We start from the raw sequence: 17571 nt of genomic DNA, 5'->3' as shown, positions 1-17571 counted from the left end.
CTCATGTCTCCAGTCGCGCTGGTGTCCTGCAGGGGGTGGTGTTCCGGTCCGCACGCGCCGGCTGTTCGCACAGGATCGTGAAAGTGAGCACGATCATGAGCCAGTCCGTGCGGAGCGGGGTCGATGGGCGGTGGCCCGGGTCGCGGCAGGCGTCGTAGAGACGCCCGACCTCGTCGGGGTCGAAGACGCCGTGCCGCTTGATGAGTTCCGGCGAGAGCCAGTCGCCGGTGAATTCGGGTGCCGCCCGGACCAGGTGGGCGCTGCTCTGAGCGGTGAAAGGGAACTTCTCCCGCTCGGCGACACTGGCGGGCACCGTGCCGCGGGCCGCCCGCTTGAGGATGTATTTCTCCTCGAAGTCATGCAACTTCAGATCCGGCGGCACTTCCATGGCCACGCGTACGAAGTCCAGGTCGAGGAAGGGGTAGCGGCCCTCCACCGAGTTGGCCATCGTCATCCGGTCGCCGTGGTCCCCGAGCAGGTGGTCGGTGAGCCGCAGCTTCACGTCCAGGTAGGAACGCTGGTGCATGCGGTGGCGCCCACGCAGCCGGCTGCCGTCCACGAGCGGGGGCGCCGCCGGGCCCGTACAGGAGAATTCGTCCAGCGCGGAGCGGAGTTCGGCGGAGTAGAGCTGGTTGCGGATCCGGTCCAGCGCCCGGAAGTCGAGGTCGTAGCCGTAGTCGGGATCGCCCCACAGGCGCTCTCGATGGGCTCGCTCTTCGGCGGGTACGTCGTGCGGGGGCGTGGGCCGCAGCGCGTCGAAGCGGTAGCCGGAGTATCCGGCGAAGAATTCGTCGGAGCCCTCGCCGGCCAGGACCACCTTGGTCCCGTTCTCCCGGGCGGCGGCGGCGAGCAGCAGCGACGCCACGTTGTACGACTCCCGTAACGGGGTCTCCGAGTGCCACACGGTCCGCTCCAGGTGGCGGCAGATGTCGTCGGCCGACACCTCGACCCGGTGCTGCGGGTATCCGAGCCGGTCGGCCACCACGCGCTGGTAGGAGCTCTCGTCCAGTTCGCTGTCGGTGAATCCCACCGAGAACACGTCGCTGACGTGACCGTCGTGTGCCTCGGCCGCCAGGGCGGCGACGAGGGCGGAGTCCAGCCCGCCGCTGACGTACAGCCCGATCGACGCGTCGGCCTGCAATCGCGCCCGCACCGCGCGGCGCAGTGCGGCGAGGATCCGTTCCCGGTACTCCGCCTCGCTCGCGCGGGAGGACGAGCGGGAGCGCTCGGCCGTCTCCCGGGCCGAGGGGTACTCCAGGTCCCAGTACTCGTGCTCGGTGGCGCCCGCGGGGGTGACCTGCAGGTAGTGGCCTGGACGCAGGGAACGCACGCCTTCGAACATCGTCCGGGGCGGCACGAGCGCGGGCAGGCACAGCACCTGATCGAGGCCGGTGAGATCGAGGGCTGGTGACGGGCCGCCCCGCGCGGCGTGGATGGCCTTGATCTCGGAGGCGAAGAGCAGGCCGTCATCGGTCGGGCGGTAGTAGAGCGGACAGATCCCGAAGTGGTCGCGTGCCAGGAAGACGGTGTCGCGCCGACGGTCGTGGAGCGCGAAGGCGAACTGGCCGTTCAGGGCGTGGACGAGTTCCATGCCGCGCTCTTCGTAGAGGTGCACGATGACCTCGACGTCGCACTGCGAGCGGAAGCGGTGCCGGCCCGCCAGCTCGTCGCGCAGCTGCCTGTGGTTGAAGATCTCACCGTTGCAGACCACCGCCACCGAGCCGTCCTCGCTGAAGAACGGTTGCCCGCCGCCCGCGAGGTCCACGATGCTGAGCCTCTTGCAGCCGAACGCGACGTGCGCGTCGGTGTAGGTCCCGTCCTCATCGGGGCCTCGATGGTGCAGTTGGGCGGCCATGAGCGCCAGGTCGCCGGGGTCGGGCCCGGTTCCCCAGTCGACGCACCCGAATATTCCGCACATGTGTCCTCCTAGCCCGGGTGCCTGTCGGCGGCGGCGTTCGTCGTCCTGCGCAACCGCTCCAGCTCGTCGCCGAGTTCGGCCACGGTCGGGCCGCGCAACAAAGTCCGCAGCGGCACGGGAATCCCGAGGTGCTCACGCAGCCGGGCGACGCAGACGGCGGCTTGGAGGGAGTCCCCGCCCAGGTGGAAGAAGTCGTCGTGCGGGCCGATCTCCTCCACGGCCAGCAGCTCCCGCCATACCTCGGTGACGAGCTCGCGCCCGTCGAGCCGGCCGGCCGGTTTCCCGTGCGGCGGTGGCTGAGCGGGCGGCGGCTCGTGCACCGGTCCGGCCAGGGCCGCGCGGTCGACCTTGCCGTGCGCGGTGACCGGCATGCGGTCCAGAGTGAGGAAGACCGAGGGGATGAGGTGGCCGGGCAGCCGGTCGGCCAGGAACGACCGCAGTTCCAGGGGGTCCGTCGCGCCGCGGTCGCGGACGACGTGGGCGACGAGCTGGTCCTCACCGCCCGCGGGGTGGGGGCGCGTGGTCACCACGGCCTCGCGGACCGACGGCGCGGTGAGCAGCGCCGCTTCGACCTCGCCCGGCTCGATGCGGAAGCCGCGCACCTTGACCTGGTCGTCGATGCGCCCGACGTACTCGAACCCTCCGTCGGCCGTGTACCGCGCCAAGTCGCCGGTGCGGTACAGACGGCCGCCCGGCGGTCCGTACGGATCGGGCACGAACCGGTCCGCGGTCAGGCTCGGCTGCCGCCAGTACCCACGGGCCACTCCGGCGCCGCCGATGTACAGCTCCCCCACCTCACCGGCATCGACCCGGCGGCCGCCGTCGAGGACGTGGAGCGTGGTCCCCCGCAGCGGCTCGCCCAGGGTGATGCGCGATCCCAGTGTCAGCGGGGCCGTGATCGTGCTGCACACCGAGCACTCGGTCGTGCCGTACGCGTTGAGCATGGTCCGCCCGGCGGACCAGCGCTCGACGATCGCGGGCCGGCAGGCGCCGCCGCCGTTGATCACAACCTCGAGGTCGGGCAGTCCGTCGGCCTCGGTCACGGTGAGGACGGCCGGGGGCGTCTTCACCGCGGTGATGCGCAGTCGGCGCAGCGTGTCCTGCAGTTCGGCGCCCGGCATCAGATCGTCGCGGGCGGCCAGGCACAGGGTGGCTCCGCTCAGCAGGGCGACGGCTATCTCGGTGAAGGACGCGTCGAAGCTGAGCGACGCGAACTGCAGGATCCGTGCTCCCGGTCCGGCTTTCCACCGGGGGATCTGGTCCAGTGCGAGCTGGACGAGGCCGGCGTGCGGGACGGCGACGCCCTTGGGCCGTCCGGTGGAACCGGAGGTGAAGATGACGTACGCGAGGTTGGACGGTTCCGCGTCGCCACCAGGGCCCCCCTCCCGGTCGTCGTCAGCCGTCGGGGCGTCGAGCAGCACGGGGGTCAGCGACGGTACGTCGATACGCCCGAGGAGTGCGGTCGTGGTCACCACCACGCGGCAGTCGCCCTCCTCGGCGAGGAGACGTATCCGGGCCGCCGGGTAGCCGGGGTCTATCGGAACGTATGCCGCGCCGGACTTGAGCACCGCCAGGATGGTGACGATCGCCTCCGGCGACCGGTCCAGGAACACCGCGATCCGCTGTTCCGGCCGGGCTCCTAGCTTGCGCAGGCGCCGCGCGAGCCGGTCCGAGGCGATGTCGAGCCGGTCGTAGGTCAGGTGCCGCTCACCGTGTTCCACGGCCACCGCGTCGGGTGTCCGTCGGCACTGTGCCCGGAACAACTCGTGGACGAGCGCCAGTGCCGCGGGCGCACCGGCCCGGGGCGGTGCGGGAGGTCGTTCGGTGCCTGCCGTCATGGTGGTCTCGGCCCTTTCCATTCAGGCGACCAAGGGCTCACAGGTGGCGACCAGTTCCTCGTAAGGATTTCCATGGCCGTTCGTACGGCGGGTCAGCCGGCGGGCCCAGTGGCCGGCCACCCTGCGCACCACCTGATGGGCCAACGGCTTGTCGAAGGCCGTGATCCCCGCCTGTCGCGAGAACCATTCGAGTCGCGAGGTGAGCGCCCCGCCGAAGGTGAGGGTCTGTCCCGGCACGACGAGAATGTCGGGCCGCGACACCTGGCGCATCAGTTCGATGCCCTCGACTCCGGTGGGGATGGCCAGGTTGTGCGCGAGGAGCAGGACGGTGCCCGGCTGCAGCAGACTGTGGTTCGAACGTTGGAGCTCGTGGCCCCAGGTCGTCGCGATCACCGTGCTGGAACGGGACAGCGCCTCGTCGGGGAACCGGTCCGGGACCGAGGTGAGACGGGGCACTTCGGCGGGCGGCTGCGCGGACCCGTCGTCGTACTTCAGGTCGCAGACCGTCAGGTCACGGTCGGTGCGGTCAATGAGGTCCGCGAGCACCGTCGTGCCCATGGCGCCGGCCGAGCCGATGAGGGTCACCTGTGAACTCTTGATCAGGCCTTCGAACTCGAGCGTCTCGTACGCCGCCGTGACACCCGTCGCGGAGTAACTGGCCTTTCCTCCACAGCCACCGGAGTCGCAGTGAATGCCGAGCACGTGCGGGGTGAACTCGTACAGGAGGTCCGACACGCCCGCGAACTTGCCGAAGTCCGGAGTGAGCTTGACCTTGCCGTCCAGCGAGTTGAGGAGTTCACCGAGCGGTTCGAAGATCCTGAGGATGGTGTCACGGAAGTCCGGGTGTTCCGGCTCCTCCAGTACCGCCGCCACCGCGGCGCTCGCCGGCCGGATGATGCAGCGGCCGCCGCCGACACGCGCACGGGCGAAGCCGGGCGGCAGGGCGTCGGAGAGGTCGTCCAGCGCGCCTTCCTCGACGGCCAGATTTATCAGCGCGTTCTTGTAGCCGCTTTCATTGCGCATCAGCGCGCACAGCATGCCGACGGCGTCCTCATATCCGGTCCGCCAGCCGACCAGCCGGCAACCACCGTAGGCGTAGTCCTTCGACGGATCCCCGTCCCATGCCACCCATGCGTCCGCGACGTCGGTGCGCACTTGATGTATTTCGACAGGCAAGGAATTCTCCTTCACTGCTGATCGCTCACGATGTAGCGGTATGTCGGGTCTCGCTGAATCAGCTGTCCCTGCGCTCTTCGCGGGGAAATTCCAGGGCGTCCGGAACCAGACTGTCCGGCAGCAGGTCGAGCCGGGGCGGCGCCGAAAACTCCAGATACCGGGCGCCGGAAGGCCCTACGCCCACCGCCGCGTGCCAGGAATTCGCGGGAAGGAAGGCGACTTCGCCTTCGGACAGCTCGAACCGGTTGTCGTCACAGGTCATGCCGAGCAGGCCGGCAGTGACGACGACCCACTGCTCGTGGGGGTGACGATGCGGACGCCCGTCGAACCGCGCTTGTGGATCCGTCTCGACGTACACCACGGAAATCTGCTGACCGGTGGCGAATCTCCGAACCGCCCCGGCGCGCAGGCTTCCGGTAGGCATCATTTTGTCCCAGTCGATCAGCACTGGTGATTCCTCCACGGAATGGGTTGGCAGAGGACGGAATCTGTCTCCTCAGCCACCCTAGGGGCGATGCACCCGACGAACTATGGGCAGTTGCACAGAATCAGTGGGACCGACTGGGCGCACCGCACACCCGGAGAGCGGCCAACGGTGACTTTCGGCCTGAATATCGAGTTCACTCGCATCCCCGGATGTGTTCCGTATATTGGATTCTCATGGAAGACGCCGATCACACGTCCGACCCACCATCCCCGTCCCCTCCGGCGTCGGTTCGCGCGGAACTGCCCGCCATCGCATCGGTCGTGACCGCGACGTTCCTCTTCGGAGTGACGTTCGGCGCGGTGGCCGGCGCGGCCGGCATCTCCACCCCGGCGGCCCTGGTCATGTCGCTCACCACATTCGGCGGCGCCGCCCAGATGGGAGCTGCCAGCGTGATCGCCGCGGGCGGCGGTGTGGGAAGCGCGATCCTGACCGGTTCACTGCTCAACCTGCGGTATCTGCCGATGGCCATCGCGGCGATGGGAGCCTACGGGGGATCCCGGTGGCGGCGCGGCGCGTACGCGCAACTCCTCGGCGACGAGACGTGGGCCCTGTCGCGCAGGCCGGACGGCAGCTACGACCGCCGCCTGCTGTTGCTGTCGGGCAGCGCCGCTTACGTGCTGTGGTTCGCGGGGACCGCCCTCGGCGCCCTCAGCGTCGGCTTCGCGGGCGATGTCAGCCGCTGGGGCCTCGACATGGTGAGCCCCGCCATCTTCCTCGCTCTGCTCTGGAAGCAGTTGGGTGAGCCTCGTACGCGTGTGGTGGCCGCCGTGGCGGCCACGCTCGCGCTCGCTCTCGTACCCGTGGCCCCGCCGGGGGTTCCCGTCGCCGTTGCCAGTTGCGCCTGCCTGATCGGACTCGTCAAATGACCGGCGAGTGGACCCTGGTCGTCGCTCTCGGCGTCATCGCCATCGCCATCAGAGCCGCAGGCCCCTTGCTACTCGGGGACTGGAAGCCGTCGCGCCGCGCCCAGCGCACCCTGCACATGGTGGCCCCCGCGATCCTCACCGCCCTCGTGGTCCTGCAGCTCTTCACCACGGGCCAGGAGTACCGTTTCGACGCACGGCTCGCCGGACTGGCCGCCGCGGTCGTGGCGCTGGCCCTCAGGGCCAGCCTCATGACCACCGTCGTCTCTGCCGTCCTGGCCACCGTCATCGCCCGCGCGTTGCTCGGCCAGTACTGAGCTGGTCCTCCTTTCCACCCTTCCGCCTTTCCCAGCGTGGACCTGAGGCGGTGGTGCGCAAGATCGGCGGGCCCAGTGGGGTCCGGGTGTGGCTGTGAGCTTGTCGCCGTCGGACGGCTCACATGGCTTGGCCGCCCGGAGCCCCGCGACGATTCGACCGCTCATGGGGACCACCGCGGCCGCCACGCTCGACGTGATCGCCGACTGCATCGACGCCTGACCGCTTGGGGCCGACCGTGAAACGGCCGGCCCTTACAGGCAGTACAGGGGCTGCCCGGGACCGCCTCCCGTTCGGCAGTTGTCCGCCGATGCGGTTGCGCGTCGCGTCGGCGTGGGGGGCACTCAGGGAGTGTCGCTGGTCGCTGGTCAAGTGGAGGTGGACCGGCCCTGGGTCGTGCATCGTCCCGGCGCCGGTACTGGCCTGCGGGTGGCTGCTACGGCTCCATGTGGGCAGGGGGGAGGACGATGAGGTCGAACGTCCCGCTGGTGGCCATGACGGTATAGCCACACCCGGTGAGGACAGCCCTCACCGCAGTGGACACGGCCGACCTCGTGCTCTCACCCAAGTGGTCGGGAGGCCCGCTCAGCTCGGCGGACCCGCCCAACGGGGTCCAGCGCACCATGGCTCCCGCCGGAACCTGGACCACTCGCATGCCGGGCGTCGCGGCATCCGTTGCGTCCGCCAGGCTGAAACCTGACCGCAGCAGTTCGTGCCGCACCCGGCGCACCAGGTCGGCGTGGGTGCCGCTCATCCCCGCACACCCGCCTCACATCGCACTGCACAATGGGCCGCTGGTCAGACTATCTCCTGACATCCAGCCACTGGTCCGTTGCCGGGTTGGACGGACGGCTGGAAGCTCGCTCGTACGCATGGCCGCGCTCCGCTGGCCGTCGAGCTGGGCCAGGGCCTGAGCGCTCAGCGGGGCACCTGTCAGCGTGAGGGCGTCGAGGATGGCGGAGGCGAATTGACGGGAGGGGAATCCCTGCCCCGAGCGATACCGGGAAACCGAGGCGGGGCAGAAGGCGTACTTCTGGACGCAGGCCCTTTGGGACATGCCCGTGCGATCGAAGAGCGCGTTCAGATTCTGGACGTAAAGCTGCTCGGCCGGACTGGCCGTCGATTCCCCGGGGGGTGCAGCTCGACGGCGGCGGCCGCCTCGCCCCCGCCGCACGGCGCGGCCTAGTCCACATCGCCTGCCTCGCCGGCGACTTCTCCACCGCGTACGACACCACCCAGACCCTCGGCTGGGTCAGCCGCCAGCACCGCGTCGAAGGCGACGTCCTGTGGCCCCACGGCGACATGGACCGCGCGGCCGCCGCCTGCGCCGCCCCACGCGACCAGGCCGAGCAGCGCGGTATCGCGAGCGAGCGCGCCACCAGCCAGGCGCAGCGTGCTCTCGTGCTCGCCCTCACCGACCCGGCCACCGCGAATGAAAAGCTGCATCTCGCCGAGCAGCTCCTCGCCGACCTCGACCTGAGCGCCACCAACTGCACGCTGAGGATCGCCGCGCTGGTCGCCTAGGCGGGCAGCCTGCGCGGCCTCGAGGCGGCCCGCGCGCTGCGCACCGAGATCCGGGAGACCGGCATCACCGCGGTCGAAGCCCTCCTCGACCTCGGCCTCGCGTTCCACCACGCCGTCCCAGGCGAGGAGAACAAGGCCGCGCCGTCATCGACCGGCTGCGCGAGCCGGCCTGGAACGGCGACTACGCCTGCCACGCCGATGCCGCCCACTTCATGGCCGGCCTCCGAGGACAATTGGGTATGACGATGAACCCGACACCGGGGTAGGTGGGATGGGCAGGTGCGTCGTCCACAGCCACGAAGACCCCGAACGCGACCTCGACCTCCAGGACCTCCTGGCGCAGCAACTCAGATACGGCGCCTCTCCTCCCCTAGAGCCTCCCATGGGCCCCATCTGCGTCCATGGATACACGGGATACGGCGTCCGTCCTCCAAGATCCCGCCAAACCCGTCTGGTGTCCCCCACGCCGCGCAGGCGGTCAGCATCGTCCGTGCGAGGGTCCCTCCTCGCACCGCCGGCGAAGACCGCCTGACCCGTCCGTCCGCATGTTCTTACCGCTGCCGCCACCGGAGAGCGCCAGGTCCACCACAGACGACTTCGGGCCGACTGAGCCGTCGGCCCTGCTCCAGCGTGACATCCACATCTAGCCTCGAGCCGTCTTTCCCCCTGGCCCTTTGCGGGGTCGTTGACTGTCGCAGGGCGAAGGTGCCGTCCGGGTCGCTGCGGTCGTGGAGTACTCCCTCCGTTCCGGAACCACCTCGACCGGCTCACCCGTCTGCGCGGGCTCGCCCCGATGACCCCGCACACGGCCATCAGCGCCTTCACCCACCTCCGGGCCGTCCAGGCCGAAGGCGTCGACGCCGCCCGCGAATTCGCCGGCGCCGAACCGCGGATGCCCGAGCTGTTCGGTCGAGGTCGCCGAACGCATCGTCTTCCCGGTCAGCAGGTCAGATGCCGAAATCCGCCGCCGGAAGGCCAAGCGCAGCGCACGCCTCGCGGATAATCTGCTCCTCGGCAGGCTCGATGAAGCCGTCCGCACCCGCGACCACGATGCCGGTCTGGATGACTGCCCGTGCCTCGGTGGGCTTCTTCGCCACCTTGACGACATCCTGAAGCACCGCCGCTTTCCCGATGACGAAGTCGGCCGAAAGCTGGTCGACGTGCTTGTTGAAACGCTGGCGGAGCTGCTCGGCGGGGAAGTTCTGAAGGACGTCGTTGCTGAGGATGAGCGACTCGACGTGCTGGCGCTCGGCCGGATCGACCCGTCCGTCAGCGGCGGCCACCAACGCGCACATGGCCATGCTGGCGTCCCGGAAAGCGCCGCTCTTCAGCTCCGTCTTCAGTGAAGTGAGCTGCGACTTCAGCGCGCTCACGAGCTCGGCCCTGGAACTGCCCCCGGACCGTGCGCCGGATGTCCCATGGCCGCCGGAGCCGCCGCGCCCCCCTTGGGCCTGCTGCAGACCTCTGGTCGCCTGGTCCTTGATCCGATCCCACATCGCCACTCGTGCCACCTCAGCTTCTGCCACGTCGTCCTTCGTTGGACACGCATCATCGTGCACCACCCCGCTAACGCCTCACACACACTGTTAAGTTCCACCACCACGCCTGACATGACGCCCTCACCACGCATGTGACTCCAGCGCAGGCACAGGCGGAGCGGCGCAGCGCGAAGACGGTCCAGGCGGGAGGCCGGGCAGGACCGGCGGCCCGCCGAGGCGCTGGTCCGCCGAAGAGCACCCACCGGCCCCGGGAATCGGTCCCGGGCCCGGTGGGTCAACGCGGGTGTCGTCCAGGACGAGTACGGCGACTTCGTCCGTGCCGGTCGGCCGGTAGATGTCTCCACCGAGGGCCGACGGTGGCCGAACGTGGCGGACGCGCTGTGACCTCACATGCGATCGAGCAGCGTTGAGCCAGCCCCGGTAAAGGTGGCAGGCGGCCAAAGTCGGAGGTGGCGGGCGGCCGGTGGCGTGTTCGGCGACGTCGCCGGCGAAGTCCCCAGCGCCGCGAGCCGGCGAGCGTGCCGGGCGGCGGACCGGCATTGAGCGCCGCCGTCCACCACGCACCGCCGGTGAGCGCGCAGCGGGCGCCGCCCGTGGGCGGCGCGGGCGCCGCATTACGGAGCGGCCTGAGTGCACTTCTGCACGCGCGCTTGCTCACAGGTCACTGCGCCTCCCGCTCAGCGGCACGGCGACCGCACGTCCCGGCCCCGCCGACGGCGCCAGGAACGGCGACCGGACAACGACGGCACGGGGCACTGACGACACACGGCCGGGAAGCGGCGGCGGGACGGCAGCGGCGAGACCCGGCAGCACGGCCGGACCCGGGGGGCCACAGTGCAGCACACGGCCTGGCGACGGCGGAGCACGGCGGCCACCCGGCAGCACCGATGACGGCACGGCTGCGGCATACAGGCGGAGACCCGCGCCAGCAGGCAGCGGGCCAGCCGGGAACCGGCCCGGACGCCGCACAGCCGAGCCGCGGCGCACAGCCCGGTGGTGGCCCGCGCTCTGTCCGGACCAGCGCCGTCGGCCCTGCCCTGTGCCTTGGAGCGTAGGTTTGCGTACGAACGGCGTGCCCCGGCTAGGGCTGCCCGGGTAGCCCGCATGCCGAGATTGGCGAGTGCGTCGAATTGCTCCTGGACAAGCCGGTCGCGGTTTCACGAGTACCGGCTCCGCCCTCGTCTCATTGCGGCGGTCAGACAGCCTTACCCGCACGGACCCGCGCGAGGACCTGGACCACATGCTGCACCGGGCCAGCGACAGGGCCGGCACCGCGGCAGCAGCGGACCGGACGGCGGCAAGCCGGCGACGGCACGGCGGGCCGGCGGCAGGCCGCGGGCGGCTACAGGGCGGACGGCGGCACAGCGGACCAGCGGACCAGCGGACCAGCGGCAACATCTAGTCCGGACCGGCGAGGCCCGCACTTCCGGCAGCAACGCGGCGGCACGCCGACCAGCGGGACCGGCCTCGGCAATGGAACTGAGCCCGGGCTGACGGCAGATTGGCTCAGACACCGGCCGACGACCCGGACGCGCTGATCTGCCGTCGGGGGACGGCGCCCCGTCCCCATCGCCTTCGCCCGGCCCCCTCACGCCGGACCCCGCGCGCCGCCAGCCCCCTGATCCTCTGCCCCCTCTCGGCCTACGGGCCGGGATGGGGCGTCTTTGCCGTTCTCAGCCCAGCGCGTCGATGGCCCTGACGATGAGCGCTCGAGCCTCGGCGCCGTATACCGCCATGCTCCGCGGCTGCTCGAACGCCCGGAGATACAGGGCGATCTCGCCGGGTTGGGTGATCTTCACCTGCGCCGATACCAGCTCTTCGCGCCTGTCCAGCACCTTGGCGTTGTCTCACCGCCTCGCAGGCTCACGCCGTCTGGCGTTGCGACGCGTTATCCGCTGACCGGAGCACCTCCTGGCAGTTCATGACCACTTCAGCGACGAGCTGGTGAGGCCGCGGCGCCCTCGCCGAAGTCATCCTCCGCGAAGCCGCCGGACGCCTGTCCCAACCGATACAGGGCACCGCCCACTGCGCCCAGAACCGCGCCCGCCTCGTTCGGGGCCCTCTACGAACGGCTGGACCGCCTCACCGAACCCGCATCGGCAGCCACGTAGTTCGACCGGAGGACGGCGCCCAAGACCTCAGTCCCTACACGCACACCAGTGCGGTGCCGCCGCTCCAGCCCCCCGGCATCGCACTTGAGTGCGTGTAGGCCCTGGGGCGCGGTGCGGCTGGCCCTGGTCAACGGGAGACGTGTTCGACCTCGCACCAGTTCGCGCGCCAAGCGCTGACGCCGTCCGGGCGCCTGAAGGGGGCGTCCCCGGGGGTTCAGCGTCCTACGGACTGCCCAACCGGAACGGGCCACTTCCCCCGTTCCGGTTGGGGAGTTCTCGTGTCAGGCGGCTGATTTCGCCCCGATGGCGCTAACGTCGTGCGCGGCTCCGGGTGCGCGGCTCCGGTGTCTTTGAGCGGTGACACCGCTCGGCCGACCCGGGCCTGCTCCTACGTACGTGTTCCGCACCCAGAACCGACGACGCAAGGAGAATCGATTCCATGACCGTCACAGCAGCACGCCGCACCATGTCACCGCGTCGCTCCGCCGCCCGCACGGCGGCCGTGGCGGCCCTGTCCGCCGCCGCGCTCCTCGGCGGCGGTCTCACGGCCCAGGCCGCCGCACCCGCCCGCACGACGGGCGCGCCCGTGGAGCTCGCGCCGGCCGGTGTTCTCGCCACCCAGTGCTACTACAGGGTCAACGCCAGCGGCGGTCTGCTGATCCGCAGCGGTCCCGGCACCGGCTACTCGGTCGTCGGGTCCTACGCCAACGGCTCCACGATCCTCGCGTCGGCGTCCACCACCAACGGCTTCCGCAAGGTGGGCACCAACCGCTGGGTCGCCTCGGCGTACACCGTCCGCATCACCAGCTATCCCTGCGAGTGACAGGGACCCGCGCCCAGGACACCGTTCCCCAGCCCTTCAACGGGCCGCCGGCCGCCGGAAGTCCCTCCGGCGGCCGGCGGCCTGTCCGCTGCCTCCGACCGGTCTCCGAGTTCATCACTGTCAACGTGTCATTCCCGACGATATGTCCGGATACCGATGAGCGCTCTCCGGACATTGCGCGAATAAACAGTCCGTGAACCACGCGACCGTACCCGCGCTCGGGCCGTCATGCCCCCTAGGCCATGTTTTGAAAGCTGCCGCTGGTGTGCTGGGCGGGCCGTCCGGGGAGCAGCGGGCGCCATCCAGATCGTGGGTTGCCCGACCTGGAAGAGCTGTGCCGCCGGGACGTGCTGGCCGCCCGGCCGCCTGCCCCGGTCGCCGCCCCCTCGCGCCCGTCGTCCCCGCTACCTGGAACCGCGTTTTGAGTAGCCGGACCAGGGAGAGCGGGCGTCAGGCCAGCACCGGACGGGCGGCCCTGCCCGGCAGCCGGAGCACCCCGCCGCGCGGCGACCGCTGGTGCGGCGGAGCTGAATGGATGGAACGCCCCGTACCGTGGCCCTGGCGCAGGCCGTCACCCGGCTGCTTCACGGACGGGAGTGTCTCACGTGAGGATGCGCCGTTAAGCCGACCATGAAGAAGAACCGAAGGAATCGTGCACTGGGTGCCGTAGCAGGTATGGCGGGCGTGCTGCTTGTCTCAGCGATGCCCTCCGGTGCCGCGCCCGCTTCCGGGGCAGCCCCGACGCCGGTCGTTAAAGAGGTGCCTTGTGAGACCAAGGCACTTCTCTCAGCGGCCTCCCGGGTCAAGGGTGAGAAGCCGCACCTTCTGAAGCTGGCCGCGAAATGTACGTACACCCTGACCACGGCCAAGACCATGCAGCCTGGTTTGTTGGTCAAGGGCAAGGACCTGACGATCGAAGGCAACGGAGCGACGATCCGCTGGGCCGGGGCAGCCGGGAAGATGTTCATCGGCATCTTCGAAGGTGCCCGTGTCACGATGCAGGACCTGACCGTCAGCGGGGGTAAAGAAGGCGGCATCTGGGTGGGTACCCTCGGCGGCGGTGGCTCGAAGGACAAGTACCCGCACCTCACCCTGCGCAACGTCCACGTGACCGGCAACACGAGTTCCTCCGAGGGGGCGGGGATCTACGTCTACTACGGCACACTCATCGCCCACGACTCCCGCATCGACCACAACACAAGCCGGAGCGGCGGCAACGCTTGCGGCGCCGGCGTAGGCATCTCTCGTCGGGGACACGTGGTGCTCTCGGGCACCACGACGGTCACGGCGAACACCTCGTACGGTGAATACCTTCCGAATGGCAGGCACGACATTTACCGCGGGGGGCTCGGCGGCGGAATCTGCATCCACAGGGGCAGCCTCACCATGAAGGACACCGCCACCGTCACCGGCAATACGGCCAAGCCTGGCACCCCGCCCAACCCCGCACTCGACAAGATCGGCGAAACGGGCCTGGGAGGCGGCATCTACAACCAGGGAGGCACTGTCTTCCTGGAAGACCAGGCCAGTATCACCGGCAACACCGCCCACAAGGGCGGCGGCATCTACAACACCAGCATCACCTTTCCGGGCTCGCCCACCGGCAGCGGCACCGACTTCAACCCGAACGGCGGCACACACACGGGCACTGTCACGCTGTCAGGCCAGGCCGCCGTCACGGGCAACACCGCCTACCAGGGCGGGGGCATCTACAACGACGGCAGCGTGAAAACCACCGGTAGCGCAAAGGTCGAAAACAACACCCCCAGCAACTGTGCCGGCCCGGCCGTCACCGGCTGCACCGGCTGACCGCCCAGCACACGACACGTATGGAGGCGGGCCGCCACCCGTTAGGCGGTCAGATCAAGGTCGCCTGGTGAGCAGCGCCACTCCAGGGTGCAACGCCTTCCCCATGCAGAGCCGAAGGCCCCGGCAGCGCACACCGGGCCTTCGGCCTATTGCGCTTGGGGCGATGATCAAGTGGGATCTTAGGAGACCCGGCGAGCTTCCAGGAGTAGAGCGTGCCCTACAAGGCCCACCAGTACTACGCGCACCGGACGAAGCAGGGTGGTTGTCACCGGGTCGGCACGCGGCCTGTCACCACCAGTACGCAGCAGGGTTGGTATCACCGGCTCCGGCATTCCGCCCGGGCTGTCCAGCAGCCCCGGGAAGGCCTGATGCGCCTTGTTCGTGAGGGCGGCCGGAGCTTGGCTCTTGACGAGTTCTGCGATCCCCGGGGCGACCTGGGCTGAAGTCTGGGCAGGCCGTGTCCCGCCCTCGACCGCCTCCCGGGCGGGAAATAGGTCACGTACTGACCTGAATGCCACCTAGCGTTGCGTTTCGGAAGGAATGCCTGCGGAACTCGGCGAGGGGAACTCCGAATGACGATTCTGGTGACCGGCGGGACGGGAAATCTGGGCCGTCACATTGCGGAACAGTTGCGGCTCACGGGCCGGACGGTCCGCGTGCTGACCCGCGATGCGGGCGTCGCCCGGCCGCCGGCGGGTGTCGAGTTGGTGGAAGGCGACTTGGAGCAGCCGTCATCCCTGGCCGCGGCGCTGGACGGCGTCGACGCCCTTCATCTGCTGAGCACCACGGGGGCGGACCACGCACCGCTGCGGACCGGGGGCGAGATCCTGACGATGGCCGCCGAGGCGGGCGTGCGCCGGATCACGGTCATGTCACCCGGCGACGGGCAGGAGCTGGACGAGGCGGTGCGTGGCAGCAGTCTGGAGTGGACATTCCTCTGGCCGATCGACCTGATGTCCAACACTTTGGGGTGGGGCGACACCATCCGCGCCGAGGGGCGGGTCCGTGAACCCTACGGCGACCGGCGAACCGCCTCGGTGCACGAGAAGGACGTCGCGGACGTCGTCAGCGTCATCCTGACCAATGGCGGGCATGCCGGCCGCAGTTACGTCCTGACCGGCCCCCAGGCACTCAGCCCGGCCGACAAAACCGCCGCCCTCGCAGCGGCAACCGGCCACGAGATTCATTTCACGCACCTGACAGACAGGCAGGCACGCGAGCTGTGGCGGGCTCAGGGGTGGCCGGAGGAAGGCATCGACTTCATGCTGAACATGTGGGCGACGGTGCCCACCACAGTGGCCGATGTGACGACTTCGGTAGAGCGTGTCACCGGCCACCCTCCCCGGAGTTTCGCGCAGTGGGCCACTGCGCACGCCGCGACATTCCGGAGCGTCGGCTCCGAGTAGGACACCGGACCGGGTGTCGAGCGTTCGTTGAGGCGTACGTCGCGGCGGACCAGTGCGTGGTCGTCGGCAAGCAGGATGCGGGCCGGTTCGGTCATCGGGCGCTCTCCCCTGGATCAGCGGTGCCTGTGACGTTCAGACGGGCCTGGGTGCCGCAGCTCGGGCCGGCGCCGATCTGGAGCTCCGCACCGATGATCAGCGCGCGTTCGCGCGTGCCGCGGATGCCGGCGTCTTCGGGCGCCGATCCGAGTCCGGGGGTGACCCGATCCCATGCCTGCGTCTCGGCCTTGCCGTAGTTGGTGGCTGCGGTGACCGTGGTGATCGCGGGCTCGGGCCACGTCTCCGGGTTGGCGAAGCGGAATTCCGGGCGCGCTTGGGCGGTCGGCCGCCCTTCGGGTCGTAGACCCGAGGCAGCTTCGGCAGTCGCATGACACGGTCGGAGCGGACCCGGCCGACCAGCTCGACCGGCAGATCGCGCAGGACCCAGGCCAGGCGGGTGACGTCGTAGCCGGCATCACTGACGATCACGATGTCCGGATCTCCGGCCTGCCACTGGCCCACGGCGATGAGCCGTTCAACGACTCCCCGCAAGTCGGCTTCGGTGACTGCGGTGGCGTCGTCCACCGGTCCGAGCCGGACCGCGTCCAGGATCGCGGTCCAGGACGTGGCGCCCGGCTCCAGGACGGCGACGAAGGAGTAGGGCCAGCCCGGGATGAACCGTGACGCCGTCTTCGCGCGGCCGTAGACGTGGCAGAACAGCCGCTCGGCCGAGCACGGCGCGTCCGAGCGAAGCCACGGCGACACATCGACGATCAGGACCAGGCGCCCGCCGTCGAACCGCGGCCGCGGCAAGCGGCCAGCACCGTCCGCAGCCGATCCACGTCGATCCGGCCGTGGTTCAGACCGCCGCACATCGCTCCCTGCCCACACCGATGTTCGACCAACAACGTCAAGTCCACGGGAGTTTCCGCCCCGTCCGCACACAGCACCGCGTCCGTCAGCTCGAAAAACGCATCGCGCCGAGCGGTCGGACACTCGCAGAACTCGCCCCGGAAGCGCGACGCTTCCGCGAACGCATCCCTCCGCACAACATCAGGCAGCAGACTCGCCCTCACGGCCTTCGACGTAGTCACGTGCACCTTGGCCGGAGCACAGGATCAGACGAAGGCCGCCCCCATGTCCGGCAAACCCCTAGGTGAGCAACTCTGTTCAAAACGCCATGCGAGACCGGGATAAAAGAACAGACTCAGGTCAGGGAGCGAGGCAGCCCGTGGCCGGAACTTCTTGGGGCACTCCCAGACCGGCCAGGTCAACGAGACCCGTAACGTCTTGAACGGCACAGTCGATGGTTGCCACTGGGTCCGGGACAGCGTTGGCTGGTGACGCGAGGACACCGAGAAGCGCAAGAAAGCCAAGGAAGACGGTGATGATTCGACGCATGACGCCCTTCCCACAAAGTGCTGACGCACCGAGTCTGCCACTGCCGTGGGTTCCTGATGCCTTGTTTCACTCATGTGGGTTTGACGGAACACCCGGCGCTCTCCTGGCGGCCCGCGTCCAGAGTGGATCTTGGTAGATAAAGAACAAACTGAGTGACTGTTTTCGAACCCCTATGAACCAGGTCACGACCAATTCGGCTAGGAAGTGGAATTCATTGCCCGTCAGGGGAGCTTAGGGGGCGTGCCGGTTGTCGACAGATACGCAGGTGCGGCCGAGGCCGGCGCGCCCTCCACGTCGAGGACGACCACGGCCGTGCACTCCTGGGGGCTCGGGTGCTGGACGTCCGACGGGGTGCCGGTGATGTT

General features: G+C 69.5%; 12 protein-coding genes and 3 pseudogenes. 7 read left to right on the top strand and 8 right to left on the bottom strand.

All coding sequences use genetic code 11. The annotated features are described in order from the left end of the window. Nucleotide 1: 1 nt before the first annotated feature. From asnB to IE109_RS21665, 4 genes are read right to left on the bottom strand one after another with little or no spacing between them, the layout of a single operon-like run. Nucleotides 2-1918: an asparagine synthase (glutamine-hydrolyzing) gene (gene asnB, locus IE109_RS21680; protein WP_189552659.1), complete on the bottom strand. Its 1917-nt coding sequence runs from the start codon at nt 1916-1918 to the stop codon at nt 2-4. 8 nt (nt 1919-1926) lie between these two features. Then, nucleotides 1927-3756 carry a non-ribosomal peptide synthetase gene (locus IE109_RS21675; protein ID WP_268251482.1) on the bottom strand — a complete coding sequence of 610 codons (1830 nt, stop codon included), beginning with the start codon at nt 3754-3756 and terminating at the stop codon, nt 1927-1929. A 21-nt stretch (nt 3757-3777) separates the two neighbouring features. After that, entirely contained in the window at nt 3778-4932 is a 1155-nt protein-coding gene (locus IE109_RS21670) for a hypothetical protein (protein ID WP_189552657.1), read from the bottom strand. Nucleotides 4933-4990: 58 nt separating this feature from the next. Further along, nucleotides 4991-5380 carry a cupin domain-containing protein gene (locus IE109_RS21665; RefSeq protein ID WP_189552656.1) on the bottom strand — a complete coding sequence of 130 codons (390 nt, stop codon included), beginning with the start codon at nt 5378-5380 and terminating at the stop codon, nt 4991-4993. A gap of 299 nt (nt 5381-5679) precedes the next feature. On the opposite strand from IE109_RS21665, the gene IE109_RS21660 reads away from it, so the two are divergent. The 3 genes from IE109_RS21660 (at nt 5680) to IE109_RS21650 (ending at nt 8121) form a co-directional block, all read left to right on the top strand. After that, entirely contained in the window at nt 5680-6285 is a 606-nt protein-coding gene (locus IE109_RS21660; protein ID WP_189552655.1) for an AzlC family ABC transporter permease, read from the top strand. Beyond that, nucleotides 6282-6599, top strand: coding sequence for an AzlD domain-containing protein (locus IE109_RS21655; RefSeq protein ID WP_189552654.1), 318 nt, complete (start codon nt 6282-6284; stop codon nt 6597-6599). The genes IE109_RS21660 and IE109_RS21655 overlap by 4 nt, the downstream gene beginning before the upstream one ends. Before the next feature lie 1132 nt (nt 6600-7731). Next, nucleotides 7732-8121 (top strand): hypothetical protein, encoded by a 390-nt coding sequence (locus IE109_RS21650; protein ID WP_189552653.1) that lies wholly within the window; start codon nt 7732-7734, stop codon nt 8119-8121. Between the two features lie 947 nt (nt 8122-9068). On the opposite strand, the gene IE109_RS21645 is transcribed toward IE109_RS21650, so the two are convergent. Together IE109_RS21645 and IE109_RS21640 are read right to left on the bottom strand one after the other, a co-directional pair. Continuing rightward, nucleotides 9069-9623 carry a tellurite resistance TerB family protein gene (locus IE109_RS21645; RefSeq protein ID WP_189552705.1) on the bottom strand — a complete coding sequence of 185 codons (555 nt, stop codon included), beginning with the start codon at nt 9621-9623 and terminating at the stop codon, nt 9069-9071. Between the two features lie 1670 nt (nt 9624-11293). Next, nucleotides 11294-11437 (bottom strand): annotated as a pseudogene (locus IE109_RS21640) (transcriptional regulator); the annotation flags it as partial. Between the two features lie 131 nt (nt 11438-11568). Between IE109_RS21640 and IE109_RS33290 the strand changes: the two are divergent. Together IE109_RS33290 and IE109_RS21635 are read left to right on the top strand one after the other, a co-directional pair. Next, nucleotides 11569-11731: pseudogene (locus IE109_RS33290) on the top strand (restriction endonuclease); the annotation flags it as partial. A gap of 439 nt (nt 11732-12170) precedes the next feature. After that, the gene (locus IE109_RS21635) at nt 12171-12554 is read left to right on the top strand and encodes an SH3 domain-containing protein (protein WP_189552652.1); all 384 of its coding nucleotides are present in this window, start codon (nt 12171-12173) and stop codon (nt 12552-12554) included. A 450-nt stretch (nt 12555-13004) separates the two neighbouring features. Here IE109_RS21635 and IE109_RS21630 read toward each other — a convergent pair whose 3' ends face one another. Further along, complete coding sequence (locus tag IE109_RS21630) at nt 13005-13142, bottom strand: hypothetical protein (RefSeq protein WP_189552651.1); 138 nt, start codon at nt 13140-13142, stop codon at nt 13005-13007. Nucleotides 13143-13229: 87 nt separating this feature from the next. Here IE109_RS21630 and IE109_RS21625 point away from each other — a divergent pair, with 87 nt between their 5' ends. Beyond that, a complete protein-coding gene (locus tag IE109_RS21625) occupies nt 13230-14363 on the top strand; it encodes a hypothetical protein (protein ID WP_189552650.1) in 1134 nt (377 codons plus the stop codon). Between the two features lie 572 nt (nt 14364-14935). Next, nucleotides 14936-15769, top strand: a complete 834-nt coding sequence (locus IE109_RS21620) for an NAD(P)H-binding protein (protein ID WP_189552649.1) — start codon at nt 14936-14938, stop codon at nt 15767-15769. A gap of 91 nt (nt 15770-15860) precedes the next feature. Here IE109_RS21620 and IE109_RS33890 read toward each other — a convergent pair. Then, nucleotides 15861-16869, bottom strand: a pseudogene (locus tag IE109_RS33890) (transposase). Nucleotides 16870-17571 lie beyond the last annotated feature (702 nt).

Origin of the sequence: Streptomyces lavendofoliae (genome assembly GCF_014649735.1) — a bacterium.
GTDB lineage: Bacteria > Actinomycetota > Actinomycetes > Streptomycetales > Streptomycetaceae > Streptomyces > Streptomyces lavendofoliae.
This window is presented reverse-complemented; position numbering and strand designations above follow the sequence as displayed.

Excerpts from the sequence above, each read along its gene's own strand:
- IE109_RS21675 (WP_268251482.1), bottom strand. The coding sequence starts at position 3,756 with ATGACGGCAGGCACCGAACGACCTCCCGCACCGCCCCGGGCCGGTGCG.
- IE109_RS21655 (WP_189552654.1), top strand. The coding sequence starts at position 6,282 with ATGACCGGCGAGTGGACCCTGGTCGTCGCTCTCGGCGTCATCGCCATC.
- IE109_RS21625 (WP_189552650.1), top strand. The coding sequence starts at position 13,230 with ATGGCGGGCGTGCTGCTTGTCTCAGCGATGCCCTCCGGTGCCGCGCCC.
- asnB (WP_189552659.1), bottom strand. The coding sequence starts at position 1,918 with ATGTGCGGAATATTCGGGTGCGTCGACTGGGGAACCGGGCCCGACCCC.
- IE109_RS21635 (WP_189552652.1), top strand. The coding sequence starts at position 12,171 with ATGACCGTCACAGCAGCACGCCGCACCATGTCACCGCGTCGCTCCGCC.
- IE109_RS21620 (WP_189552649.1), top strand. The coding sequence starts at position 14,936 with ATGACGATTCTGGTGACCGGCGGGACGGGAAATCTGGGCCGTCACATT.